The sequence below is a fragment of the Paenibacillus sp. MBLB1832 genome (assembly GCF_032271945.1).
GTDB classification, from domain to species: domain Bacteria; phylum Bacillota; class Bacilli; order Paenibacillales; family NBRC-103111; genus Paenibacillus_E; species Paenibacillus_E roseopurpureus.
In genome coordinates this window covers 2,839,425-2,852,401 of sequence record NZ_CP130319.1, presented here as the reverse complement: position 1 = coordinate 2,852,401, position 12,977 = coordinate 2,839,425, and the positions used below count along the sequence as shown (strand labels likewise).

The following is a 12,977-nucleotide window of genomic DNA, read 5'->3' as shown; positions in this document are numbered from 1 at the left end:
TCATTTATCATTGAAACCTAAAGGGATGAAATCCTGCGAATAGACGAGCTTGCGTGAGAAAATCAAATCATACCGAGGGAGCGTAGCAGTTAGCATGTTATTCAATGTGGATTTAAAATGAAAAGTGTTCAGCTACTATTCCACCAAATAAGATTCCGCTAATTGTTATAATACATATCCCTAATATAAACATCCCCCACCGAAAACCAGTACTCATCCTTCTGAAAATAAAAATATTTAAACAAAGACAACAAATAATATATCCAGACCATATAAGTAAACAAAGAAACCATTCCAACTCAGTTGGTGACGGTCCCATAAAATGAAAGATAAAGGAAAACCCTAAGATAAAAACTGTTACTGAAAACATTCCAATTAACACATTTAGAAAAAGAAATGTTGCACACTTAATGTAGAATAAATTAGTCATATTCGGATGAAAATTATTATTCAATATCTTCACTCCCCAATAAATTTTGCCTGTATTAACTCTTTCCTACAACAGAAGAATACAGTATTTGGGGTTAATTAATTAGTACTATTTTCATCTAGTACCTGCTTATATTTATAGCAAGACTGCTCGTTAGCAAGTTACATCATCACCAAATGACAAGAACTTGAGGAGGTAAATAAAAAAGCCCACGGTATACGCGGACTTCATTCTGACAAGGTTCTTGACACCGACAAAGATCTTCCTGAACCAATTTACAAACTACTTCTCGAAGCCTTCTAACGCTACTGGCTCTGTCACTGGTAAGCAACTGATTCAAATACATCATACCAAGGAGCCTTTTTGTTTTCAAACCTCGTATTTCTACATAATAGGAATGCTGCCCGATACTTCAAGAAATAAAAAAGAAGCCCGCCAACAAGCAAGCTCCTCCACTATCGTTCACCCTGTAGTGTTCAATCTAATTTATCATCGATTTATTATTCCCCATAATAACCAATCCCAAAAGAAGAGTATAATCATAATAAAGATAAAGATCCCAATCGGATTCGGACCACGACCTAAAAAATAAAGAACAGCGCTGAGTATGATTGTCAAGATAGCGGCGATTACTACTTTTACAAGAATGGACTTAATCATTTTCCTCATTGTTATGTTCTCGCTCCTGTGATTTCCTTTGGGTTCATTTTCTTTAATGTTGTGTTGTATCCTTCATTATCAACTCAAGACCGCTAACTTATACTGTCCGTATACGTAACAAAAGCTGCCGAAAAACGTCCGGCAGCTTCACTTAGTTGTAATTGAATTCTCGTTTCCCGATAGCGCTTAATGAGTTTAAAAAAAGTACATTTAGCTCAACAATGGCTGATCACGAGAATATTTTCTTGAACGAAAATTTAAAAAAGATGGCTCCATAAATGATACCTACTAGCAAAGTGAAAACAGACAAAGGACTGTAATTCAGTGAGATATAATATTTGTTTATGTTAAAAAAAATAATCAAATATATAAATGTCATGATAAAAGCTAATTTCCATACGTATGCGGACTTAGTTGTCTTTAATAAGTAAAATGTAATAAGTATGCTGATAATATTCCCTATGATCCCCATTATAAAGCTCCTTTTTATTTAAAACTCCTTATGGCAATATCTCTCCTATTATAACCATTCTCCAGTATCGAATATCCTTAATTTCCTTAAGAGACTATGAGCTCAGAGTATTGAAGTAATCTGCCCGTTAGCGGGGTGAAAGGCGTTCTGTGAGTTAGGGCATCTGTTCAAATTTTTCAGTCACCAATATTTAACTTTTCATGTATGTACGTTTTGGGTCGAAATTGTTTGAGAAATATATATATTAAACGAGTAACTCCATACCCTAATATTGTACCAATTGTATTTAGAATCACATCATCTATATCAACGATTCGTGTATCCATTCCGCCGAAAATGACATTCTCAACCCCCTGTAAACCCTCGATCGAAGCTGATACCAAAATGCCAGTGAATATTGCTTTACGAAAGGAAACAAACCCTTTTCGTAATAATGGAATGTAGAAACCTAGTGGGAACATCATGACGATATTTCCTCCGTTTTGACGAAGCCCTTCTCCAATTCTTATTGAATTAAAAAAACTTCGGAAAGGTATGAAGTTACTATCTGGAAGAATTTGAATGTTTCCCGCATCTGTTAATCCAATATAGATAGGAAACAACGTAACAGAAATTAGTTTAAGTAGATAATACACGAATGAAAGTTGAATTAAACACGATCTCCAAGAAAACGTTTGTTTCCGTATTTTAACGACAAGATAAAAAATGATAACAGTAACCATGACGATTATTTGTAGAGGAAGACGAAACTCGATATGGATTCCTAATGGCATTAAGTACATCTCCTTTGAATCTTGTTTATCCATCCCCTTTAATTTCTTCAAATGATTTCCATTATCCTGCCCGTTACTTTAATAAAAACAGGGAGTATCTGCCGCGGCAATCTGCTCCCTGTTTATTGTGCTATCGATATTTCAAGCGAGATTCACAACATTTTTCCCATCATATTTGTCATGGTTAGATTGCCGTACATACATCGACTTGATGATTTCTTCAATATCGGGCTCTTTAATTTGCAAATCATCAATTTGGTGACGCCCAGTGATGTGAGAAACTGCTTCGGCAACACTAATATCTTCCTTATGGAAAGAAAAATGCTTCCTTGGCCCCTCCTGCTTTACCAATTTCAAACGTGGGTCGCTAACCAAGGCGCTCTCATCTTTGAAATCAACGATAAGCATATACCCGCCACTGTAAGTGCGTTTGAATTCATCCAATTTACCGTCAAATTGCAGCTGTCCCCTGTCAATCATAATAAGGCGGTCGCAAATTTGCTCGATATCATCCATATCATGCGTTGTTAGAATCACAGTCGTCTTTTTTTGACGGTTAACTTCACGTAGAAACTGGCGAATCCTACTTTTGGCTAGGACATCTAGTCCGATCGTTGGCTCATCCAAATACACAATTTCCGGATCATGGAGCATCGAAATCGCTAAGTTGGCTCTCATCTTTTGACCCAAACTTAGTTGGCGGACAGGACGATTTAGAAACTCTTCCATCTCAAGCAGCTCGATAAAATATTCCAAGTTTTCCTTGTAGCGTTTGTCCTCAATCTTGTACATTTTTTTATAAAGCTCAAACGTCTCTCCCATCGGCAAATCCCAGAAAAGCTGTGATCGTTGCCCAAAAACAACGCCGATTCGAAGTGCATTTTCCTTACGGCTTTCATAAGGCAACCGGCCATCAACTATGACCTGTCCAGAAGTCGGTGTTAGAATACCACATAGCATTTTGATCGTCGTTGATTTACCTGCGCCATTTGGCCCAACGTATCCGACCATTTCTCCTTTAGTTATAGAAAAACTGACTTGATTTACCGCTTTCTTTACTTCATATTCCCTCGAAACAAGACCAGCAAGTGTGTTCCAAAATCCTTTTTTTCGCTTATATACAAGAAACTCCTTCGAGACCTCAGAAACCTCAATTAATTCCATGTTAGTTCCTCCTTACGATCCTGTGCTGTTGTAATGTTTAAGACCTAGCTTCCAATATTGGTATGCGATGAAAAAGAGGACGCCACCCACAGCAAGCGTCATATACTGGAGCGTCTGTGGAAAGAGCACCGTTTCCTGCTTTTTCAAAAAAAACTGAGCAGGATAGTAGCTTATAAAAGCATAAGGCAGAACCACAGTCAAAATGATTTGAATCGCCTTATTGTAGGCTGTAATGGGATAACGAACAAAGTTACTAGGAACTCCCATAAGCAGAGACTGGAGTCGGTTATTCTTCACGATCCAGAAAGAAGGCGTATTTGTTAATATGAAGGCCGCACCTTGGATAAGTGAACCGCCCAGCACTGTCACAATTAGGAAACCAATATTTGCTGGCGATAATGGGATTTGTAACTTGAAGAACGTGAACGCTAGAACTGAAAAAGCCACAGTCAAATTACTGAGATACCCCGTACTGAATTCTCTGCAAGCCAAATAGAGAAAGGGATTCAAAGGTTTCGTTAAAATTTCATCGAACTCTCCAGACTGGATACGCGACGATAGCTTGGTAAACGGATGAAACAGAAAAAAAGCAGAAAACGAATAAGAGACCAAGTTAAGAGCATACAACAACATGATTTCATAGGTGTTCCATCCTGCAACAGATTGAAACCGATAAACTAACAGCCAGATCATGATGAAATCCGTTGCAAAACCAATGAATTTTGCGAAATACATAGTCCAAAAGGCACCTCTATATTCAGCAATCCCACGAAATTTTATCTGAACGAATTTGAGGTAAAGCGATAAGTATTCCATCTTCAGCCTCCATGAATGTCGACGATTTTATGAGCATTGTTCCATAGCATTTTCTCCACAGCAACAAACACAGCTATCCATAGAAACTGTAAGCCAATTACCGAAAGGGATCCCGAAAAATCTGTTTTCCCGACGAAAATGGAAATCGGCTCGAAAGTAAACAACCGGAAAGGTAAATACATGCTTATGTTGTATAGAAAAGTCGGATAAAACCAAAGTGGCACGAAGGCTCCTGCAAACAATTGGAACAGGGCGGCGCTAACCCAATCTATGAAAAACGGTGAATCCAGGTAAAATACGAACAGCCCAAGAATGAAATTAAAATAATAACAAAGAATGAGCCCATTGATTAAACTAATAATAAAGAAAATGATCTGATAAGGTTGTGTAGGTGGATGAAATCCCCATATCAGTGCGACGAGCAAGCAGGCTGGAATCGTGTTGAACAATAGTCTAAATAAGTTATCCCCTAGCTGCTCAGCGAACATATAGAATTTAAAATTCATCGGTTTAATAAAATCCAGTGACAAGGATCCATCAACTACTTTGGTTCCTATTTTCGTATGGATACTAGAGTCAATCAAACTGCCGATCAGCGCACTTACGATGATATAATTGATCATATCAGGTAACTGAATGCCCTTAACCATGGACTGATTATGAAACAGCGATGACCAAATATTTACTAGTACCACAAGGCTGAAAACGGAGGTAATCGTTGATATGTACGTATTCAGCCGATAGGCAAAACTTTGTTTGAAAGCCGTCCTAATTACTTCGATGTATAACCCCATCACTCTCTCCCTCACTTATTTTCATAGGATAAAATTTTTGGAGAAATGAAAATATCTCGTAGATTTCATTATGTGGTTCTGCGTTTCAATCCGGAGTCTGACTTTACGTGTTGAAACTAAGCTATCGTTCCAAGGGTGTTGTGAATCCATATACAAATCTCCATCCCCAAATCATTTTAAAAAATGCCTTCATAAACCAATCAATATAAAAAGAAGTATTCATTCAGAAAGTGGTTAAACCTAACCTAAATAAATTCATTAGTTTAATAAAGTCTGTACTAATTGAACCATTAACTTCTCTGTTCCCAATCTCATTTGCAATATTCGAATAAATAAGCGAACTTAATACAGAATTCACGATAACAAAAGTAATCATATCCTTTATAAACACCGCTAATCTCCTGCTGTCCTTTAAATAGAGCCGCCCATATACTAATTTGAACTTGCAGCACTTATATATGAGTTCATACGATAAACAAATTTTTGAGAGAAAGATATTTTAATAAGTAGACCCCCACCTTGAATGAACCTCCTGCTTTTTTTCTAGTTAAAATCTCCCGAAATTCATTAAACTATATCCTATATTTAACAAATATTAAATCACCAAAACCTAAAATACATCATTAAAATTAAAACAACCCTAGAACGTGATACTAATTACATATCCAATTCTAGGATTTTATTTAAATTACATTACTTAAACACCTCACACACCACTCGCTCCATTTCGGGGATACAAGATCCCAAACAATGAATAATGGGATTCATTTAAGCTCAGTAACTTCCCCTTAGCTCAATGAAAAAGCAGCCGATATCTAACTGGTCGGCTGCCGCGAAGGTACTATTGAGCTAAAGTTCTCAGTTAGTTCAATCATGCTCGAATATTATTTTTATTTGCATTACTGTTGAACCTGATTTACTAAACCTATGAAGTCGGATTGAGCTAATTTATTGCTACCTAGTTGCTCACGATTTCCGTCAATATAATAAACAAATCGAGCTAAGAAACCATTTTGACCTTCCCACCATATTGATTGGCTAGTCATATCTTCTTGGTAATACGCTTGTTTCCCACTTTTAAGTTCTAGGGGCTGCTTGCTTTGTTTGGGTAGTTCCTCTGGTTTATCAATAACCTTGCTTAAAATGTATTTTATTTCTTGCAGAGTCTGCTTGTTTTTATAATGAAATACGAATTGTTGGATATATTCTGGATTATCAATTGCGATCTCTGAACGAACCTCATTAACTTCAAATGGAAAGCTAAAAGGTTCTCTAAAATCATAAAGTATTGATTTGCTTTTTACTTCAACCTGTTTGCTACTACTACACCCAGTTATTAGTATGCAAAGTATTAATAACACATTAAATTTCCTCATTTATCCACCTCTTCTAATTTGACGCATTAGGATGGTAAATGTTGCGTTAATCTGCCCTTTAGTTAAGCTAAGGGCTGCCTCGCGGCAGCCCTTGATATTGAACTATTGTTCCTCGTTAGTTAAATCATCTTTTTCTTGTTTAGCCACTTGAGATTCTCTAAATGATCCGAGTATGCCTGTAATAAGCCCAATTAGCCCAAATGTAAATCCAAATCCAGGAGAATCTTTAAAAGCCAGCAAAACAATTATTCCGAACAGTATAATAATAACACCTAAAAGCTGAACTTGAAGAGCGCTTGGATTAATAAAGTCTAATAATACGCATCCATAAAAAATCGCTACAACTAATGGAGTTAAAACGATTAAACAGATTAAAGCAAAACTCCCCATCCTGACCTCCTCTAGATATGTAATCCTCTAAAGTATATTCGCTTAAATTAACTTTTTTCCTACATATTGTATTTTTGAAATTCCTTCAACCTTACCCATCTAAACTGCCCGTTACTTTAATAAATGACTATGTTAAATTATTAAGTTGATTTTAGACCAAAAAATAACCGCCTTACGCTGAAGGCGGCTAAATTGACAATCGTTTCCCAAAATAACTTTATAACTTTTCCATCGCTTTTTGAATCTTGTCACCGAACTTTGTATCTATCTCACCGAAGCTATAATAAATGACCAATGCGTTTTTTTGTTCATACGCCTTTACATAATACGCTAATTTGGCTGTTTCAAGGTGCTTATTAAATGTTATAAGTCCATCTATTCGTGCTTGTTCAGAATCAAAGATATAAACGTGGATGTTCTCAAGCTTAGCTGTATCTTCAAGTGGACTTCCGATACTGAACACATTTGGTTTCACCTTGCTAAGAACAACAAATTCATCATCAAGTTTACCTTTGGAAAATAACTCTGGTCCTTCGGCCTTTATTGCCGTAATTACTTTATCCAAAGTCAGTTGATTTCCTTTTTTTACTCCATCAGTACAACCTGTAATTACTGAAATAATGGCTAGAACGAGAATTATCATTCGAAATTTCAATTCGTTTCCTCCATTTTTCTAAAGTTACTTCCTAGACGAAATAATTGTGAAAAAAGTTACATTTGCCTGATTGGTAATTGTTGATAAATTTTATTAACTGTAATCATCAGCACTAATAAGTTCAGTAAGAAAAAGCTGTTCGTCGAAGTGTATCTTTGGAATATTAAATCCCCATTATCCCTTTTACACATTGATTTGGATTATATTACTTATCATTAACGTAATCTGCCCGATAGTTCAACAGGCTACCGAGTAATAAACTGGCAGCCTGTTGTTGTGTAATAATTTCCGTTAGAGTTTTTAACAAAGAACTTCTTTAATACCAAAAAATAAATCTTACTTGTAAGACCAACTATTTATAATATTATAAGTATACTTTGAAAAGTCTTCATAAGTTACATGACCATAATACACTGATACTTTTAACTTCTGCATTATTCTATTCCCTAGCTCTTCAATATTTGAAGGGAAATTTTTTAATATAAATATTACAGGGCATTCATATTTTCCATGCTTCCAATTATGTTCTCTTGCTATATCGAAATAACAATCAGTTCCATTTTGATCTCTAGCTACAGATTCACACCATTCCCATGTATCTTCATAGTCACTATAGTAGTCAGGTAAATTTAGACTATGTTTCAGGTCTTCAGTAATTTCTGGTAGTTCTCTTTCAATAAAAAACCAAAACTTATTTTGATTCACTAATTATCCTCCCTTAATTTTTAGCATTCCTTTCTCGTTAGAGCAGGAAAACATCAATTTATTGTAATTGCATACAAAGATCCTCTATTCATCAATAATTGCTTTAAATGGGGCATGTCCAGTTTCTGCATTTCTCAATAAAGTCGGTTTTCTAAATCTTAGGCTACAACGTAACTTAATAACAGCGGTATTTTCAATTATTTCGACGAATCGTACATCTATCCATATAGGTACTAATGGTTGTAATCCACAAAGCATATTTACAGTGTTGTCCAATGTTATTCTTCTGTTTCCGATATTTTCTTTACTTAAAACGTGCAGCCTCATCATATCATCTGCAGCATTTAGTGGCTTGTCTTTTTCCTCCACAGGCTCTATAACAAATTTGTAATCGGTAAAAATCAATCCTTCTTTCTTAATTGAAATTTCCTCAATTGTCTTCAACAAATTTTCTTTGAAAATTACTTTATTCATTTGTTTTAATTGAAGCAGGATCATCACCTACTATTGGATGGATTTGAATATTAACTTCGCGTTTGTAAGCGCCAGACGTTCGAATGACAAACTGCCTAAGTCTTTAAACTATAGTTCCCATTAGTTGAACGATTATCTGTTAAAACAATGCAGGATATTAGATGATTTTTTCAACATTATCTATTACTTTTATTATAATCGATTTTTTAGTGTTGAGTGTCTCAGATTCAAGAATTCTCCTTAATAAGTCCAATAGCTTTTCCCTGCTTGGAACCCCGTAGACCTTCAATTGTATGAGATCATATGGTTTTTTCCGTTCACGAATCATATCTTCTAGCGCATGAATAAGGGTTAATTGATGCCGAGTCTCCATTTTTGACCACTTATTAATATCTTCCCATGTCGGAGATGAAAATGCGAATAGTTCAGCCCAACCGTTCGTGGCAGGCAGCCGACCATTCTTCTCAAGCCAAGTTATCACACGATTTGATTGGAATGCTGACAAATGCTTTAGAGCTTCATAAGGATTAACCTTGGATTCTGATATTCCCTCTAAATATTCGATGACCAACTGGTAGCCTTCCTCAAATGGCAAACACCTTGCAGTCAAATACGACCTATCAGCAGTATCTAAAGAACTCTGCTCTGACCACAGTGTTCTGACCCATGCTTGTGCGTCACTTTTGACAACCTCTCCTATTATTAAACATAAAGCTTTCGATTCTTTTGCATTACAATTGGGTAACCGCTTTTGAACCTTTTCAAGAATATCTAAATGATTAAATTGACGAAGTGCGTTTACTTCTCTTGCTTTTACTTCCCCATGGTACAAAATGTATTGAAATATAGATTCGAGTGACTGACTGGCCTCTTCAAAGCGTAGGCTCCGAAATGATTGAAACCATTTTTTCCAGCGCTCTGCTTTGTCAGATTTAGTTTCAATCCCATTAGGGCCTATAAACTCTTCATATTGCCATATCTCTGCACCAATACAACTGAGTTCTGTCATCTTATTAAGATATTCCATAAAGGACGGAGCAATAGGAATTACATTGTCTGTCTCATGATCCCAATAAACAACAGGTGGATTATGATCATTATTCATACTTAAATCAAAAGCTAAATAATCACCATTTCCAACTTGAAAAAAAGTAAGTTTTCCCTTCAAGTTGATTGCGTAATCTTCTGTCGAATCTACACCCCAATATTCCAACCAATCAAGACTCCAACCTATTTCTCCACTAAATATTTCTGTAAATTCTTGCGGAAGTATTGCTTCATCGGGTAACGACCATCTAAAATAAAGCTGTTTTGAATCAATTAGTACCTTCTTAAACTCACTGGGGATATTAACTCCTAAATTGAATTCTTTATCTTTGATTTCCAATTCGCTTGAGGGTTCACTCTTCGCGAGTTCAATTATTTTACCACCATTGTTTTGTATCTTCTCTAGTATTGAAGACCATTCTTCAATCAGTCTATCGATAGCCACATTTATCACCCTCGAGTTTACTTTGTGCTCTATTTCATAATATATCTTCCTCGTCGATATTCAACTATCCTGCCCGATAGCTTAATGAGGCTGCCACTCGTTTCGCGGCGGCAGCATCATTTTGTAGTTTATTAAAGTAATGTTCTCTCGTTAGCACAACTATCCGTGTCCTACATTAAATAAAGAGAAAATCATTTTTTCAGAAAATCATCAAAGCTTGATGCGATGTAATAGTCTACAAGATCTTCATCATAAAAGTACACAACTGATGGATCTGTTAACGAATTTCTATAGTCCAAACACACATAACCATGGTTCTCAACACTGATAGGTAAAATCATTTTATACGATTGATAGATATCTCTATTATGATCGCTAAAAGCTAACTGCTCTTCAATTATGTTTATATGTTCCTGGAAGTTAATAGCTACTTTTTCTAAAGGATAAAACCTCCCCGTGCAAACAGATTTTGTTCCCGTTTTCTTTTCACAGTGAATTACGTTTTTTTGTAATTCGCCACCATTCTGAATCCCTAATAATTCTATATAGCTTTTTGGTAATTTGTATCCCAAAGTTGTTTCAACTTCACCCACAATATTTAAATCTAGTGGTTTGTATTTATTTTCATGATCAATGCGCCACAATAGTATAGCCTCCTACATACGAAATTCTTGAAACCGTAACGAGATTCTGATCATCTGCTGCAACCTCTAACTCATATCCATATTTTAACACGATTTATTGAAGTATCCTGCCCGTTAGGTGAGCAAACGGCTGCCGATCGTTCCGACAGCCTTCTCTTGATGTCTATTATGCTATCGTTTCCCGTTAGTTTAACGAATGGTTACCTTTAGAAGCCTTCCAATCAGATCCACAAAATTATTACTTATTTTCCATAAGTTCTTCTGATGACCATATTACAGTACCTGTTTCATCCAATTCGTATGTCTTACTTTTATAGGCTTTTGATTTTGGCACGATTTCATCCTTATTATCGAAAAAGTAGGTAATACGTTTTAACCCACCATGTTGACAGTTGACCTCTGAATCAATACTTACAGCTGGGTCATTACTAATTTTTGACTGGTTCATATAATAATGGGCTACTTCATCTATACCTGTCCATCTTCTAAATGCCCATTGTTTCTCTCTGTTCTCAGTTAATGCAAAGTCCCATACTCTTGGATGTAAAACAATCTTGATTACATCATCCTTTAACGAATCGTTCTTAAAACAACTTTTAAAGCTTTCTAGAACTTCCTTAGGTATGAATTTATAGTATCCTTTAGAAAACCACATTGACCAACAAGATCCAAACCATATTTCGTTTGCTATATGAGAATGACCAGGATTGTATTCCACATCTATAATTTGCTCACCTGTATAAATCGTTGAATACTTCGTTTTGATGCCTTCCATTGATTTTCCGTATACTTCATAAAATTGTGGATCTTCGTTGTTTTGCCAAAAGTCGTCCTCAAGTGAGCAAACCCTTGCAACGATTACATTATATTTGCAAACTATTGTATCTATTTCATTCATGATTTGGATCATCTTATCATCATAAACTGCATCTAACAAACACATTGAAACATTGACATAATGTAATGCTTTGGTAAAAGTAACCCAGTTTCCCAGCTCATCTTTCATACCATAAATAAATCCATTGTCTGTTTTTTCTTCTTTCACCAGACCGTCAATAAATTTTTTTTCGTTATATTTTCGATAAGAACCACCTGTTATAGCCTTACCCTTCATTTTGGATGGAACAAAAAACTTTGTACCGATTTGTAAAATGTCTTTTTCTAATACACTCGTTTCATAGTTAAAAGTTATCTGAATCAATACTCTATTTTTCATCCATCTACATCCTAACTAAATTCTTTAGTAATATATCAAATATACTAGAATAACAGACAATTGTATCAATTATTTATTAACACTCCCACACAATCCTGCCCGTTACTTCAACAAAAACGGGAGAAGCTGCCGGCCGCGGCGATCTGCTCCCTGAAGATTCAACTATAGTGTACCGTTAGCGCAACGAGTAGCATTAAGCATTTTAAGTTATTGTTTTATCTCTTTTTTAATGTCAGATACTTTATTACACCATTCTTAGTATCTGCATTGAGAAATACTTGGTAATCCCCCGCCTCATAATACAGATACCATCCGCTTTCAACGTCGTTTAATCCTTCATCTTTTGGCTCACCGATTACTTTTTTTAATTCATCAACTGTATATTTGACTGAATCTCCACCTACTCGAATTGCGCTGACACTGTCATCGGGATTACCAAAGAAATAATAATAATCAAACCATGAAAAATATTGCGTTTGCCAACTTCCTATTTTTTGGGGCTCTCCCCATTTTTGAATAATATCGTTTTTATTTGACCCGATCCCAAACTCAATTCCTTTGATTTTGCCTTCTGACGCATACGAATAAAAATCTTTATCCAACGGTAATTTTTTACTTAAATTAGTTTGTTCAATGGAAATCGTATGGGTAGTATCTTCATACTTGACCAAAGCCCCCATATTTTCAGCTACGAAACGAATCGGAACATATGCATGACCGTTATGATTCAACACTACATATTCCTTATTGTCCACTTCTTTGGTGATACCATTAAATTCAAATTTGGCAGGAAATAAGTACGCTTGGATTGTGTCTGCGGCATAGACAGCAGTTGTCGCGGTTAAACCAATTCCGCAAATTAGACCTAAAACAAACTTTTTCAAAACTCATCACTCCCTCTGTTTATTCTAACGAA

13 protein-coding genes are annotated in these 12,977 nt (G+C 35.7%); all 13 read right to left on the bottom strand.

What is annotated here, in order from left to right; genetic code table 11:
- Positions 1–1,738: 1,738 nt before the first annotated feature.
- Positions 1,739–2,368 carry a VanZ family protein gene (locus tag MJB10_RS12590; RefSeq protein ID WP_314805315.1) on the bottom strand — a complete coding sequence of 210 codons (630 nt, stop codon included), beginning with the start codon at positions 2,366–2,368 and terminating at the stop codon, positions 1,739–1,741.
- Positions 2,369–2,476: 108 nt separating this feature from the next.
- The gene (locus MJB10_RS12585; protein WP_314805313.1) at positions 2,477–3,499 is read right to left on the bottom strand and encodes an ABC transporter ATP-binding protein; all 1,023 of its coding nucleotides are present in this window, start codon (positions 3,497–3,499) and stop codon (positions 2,477–2,479) included.
- 12 nt (positions 3,500–3,511) lie between these two features.
- On the bottom strand, positions 3,512–4,234 hold the full coding sequence (locus MJB10_RS12580) for an ABC transporter permease (protein WP_314805311.1): 723 nt from the start codon (positions 4,232–4,234) through the stop codon (positions 3,512–3,514).
- Between the two features lie 83 nt (positions 4,235–4,317).
- Entirely contained in the window at positions 4,318–5,109 is a 792-nt protein-coding gene (locus MJB10_RS12575; RefSeq protein ID WP_314805309.1) for an ABC transporter permease, read from the bottom strand.
- An 899-nt stretch (positions 5,110–6,008) separates the two neighbouring features.
- The gene (locus MJB10_RS12570) at positions 6,009–6,485 is read right to left on the bottom strand and encodes a hypothetical protein (protein WP_314805308.1); all 477 of its coding nucleotides are present in this window, start codon (positions 6,483–6,485) and stop codon (positions 6,009–6,011) included.
- 102 nt (positions 6,486–6,587) lie between these two features.
- Positions 6,588–6,875 (bottom strand): hypothetical protein, encoded by a 288-nt coding sequence (locus MJB10_RS12565; RefSeq protein WP_314805306.1) that lies wholly within the window; start codon positions 6,873–6,875, stop codon positions 6,588–6,590.
- A gap of 217 nt (positions 6,876–7,092) precedes the next feature.
- Positions 7,093–7,530 carry a hypothetical protein gene (locus tag MJB10_RS12560; RefSeq protein WP_314805304.1) on the bottom strand — a complete coding sequence of 146 codons (438 nt, stop codon included), beginning with the start codon at positions 7,528–7,530 and terminating at the stop codon, positions 7,093–7,095.
- Positions 7,531–7,866: 336 nt separating this feature from the next.
- Positions 7,867–8,235 (bottom strand): hypothetical protein, encoded by a 369-nt coding sequence (locus MJB10_RS12555; protein WP_314805302.1) that lies wholly within the window; start codon positions 8,233–8,235, stop codon positions 7,867–7,869.
- A gap of 84 nt (positions 8,236–8,319) precedes the next feature.
- Positions 8,320–8,709: a hypothetical protein gene (locus MJB10_RS12550; protein ID WP_314805300.1), complete on the bottom strand. Its 390-nt coding sequence runs from the start codon at positions 8,707–8,709 to the stop codon at positions 8,320–8,322.
- 157 nt (positions 8,710–8,866) lie between these two features.
- Positions 8,867–10,201: an SMI1/KNR4 family protein gene (locus tag MJB10_RS12545; RefSeq protein WP_314805299.1), complete on the bottom strand. Its 1,335-nt coding sequence runs from the start codon at positions 10,199–10,201 to the stop codon at positions 8,867–8,869.
- 191 nt (positions 10,202–10,392) lie between these two features.
- Entirely contained in the window at positions 10,393–10,845 is a 453-nt protein-coding gene (locus tag MJB10_RS12540; RefSeq protein ID WP_314805297.1) for an SMI1/KNR4 family protein, read from the bottom strand.
- A gap of 238 nt (positions 10,846–11,083) precedes the next feature.
- On the bottom strand, positions 11,084–12,061 hold the full coding sequence (locus MJB10_RS12535; protein ID WP_314805296.1) for a hypothetical protein: 978 nt from the start codon (positions 12,059–12,061) through the stop codon (positions 11,084–11,086).
- A 215-nt stretch (positions 12,062–12,276) separates the two neighbouring features.
- On the bottom strand, positions 12,277–12,945 hold the full coding sequence (locus MJB10_RS12530) for a DUF4309 domain-containing protein (RefSeq protein WP_314805294.1): 669 nt from the start codon (positions 12,943–12,945) through the stop codon (positions 12,277–12,279).
- Positions 12,946–12,977: the final 32 nt, after the last annotated feature.

Bases quoted from the DNA above. Each gene is read 5' to 3' on its own strand.
- MJB10_RS12590 (WP_314805315.1), bottom strand. From the start codon at position 2,368: ATGGATAAACAAGATTCAAAGGAGATGTACTTAATGCCATTAGGAATC.
- MJB10_RS12585 (WP_314805313.1), bottom strand. From the start codon at position 3,499: ATGGAATTAATTGAGGTTTCTGAGGTCTCGAAGGAGTTTCTTGTATAT.
- MJB10_RS12580 (WP_314805311.1), bottom strand. From the start codon at position 4,234: ATGTATTTCGCAAAATTCATTGGTTTTGCAACGGATTTCATCATGATC.
- MJB10_RS12575 (WP_314805309.1), bottom strand. From the start codon at position 5,109: ATGGGGTTATACATCGAAGTAATTAGGACGGCTTTCAAACAAAGTTTT.
- MJB10_RS12570 (WP_314805308.1), bottom strand. From the start codon at position 6,485: ATGAGGAAATTTAATGTGTTATTAATACTTTGCATACTAATAACTGGG.
- MJB10_RS12565 (WP_314805306.1), bottom strand. From the start codon at position 6,875: ATGGGGAGTTTTGCTTTAATCTGTTTAATCGTTTTAACTCCATTAGTT.
- MJB10_RS12550 (WP_314805300.1), bottom strand. From the start codon at position 8,709: ATGAATAAAGTAATTTTCAAAGAAAATTTGTTGAAGACAATTGAGGAA.
- MJB10_RS12535 (WP_314805296.1), bottom strand. From the start codon at position 12,061: ATGAAAAATAGAGTATTGATTCAGATAACTTTTAACTATGAAACGAGT.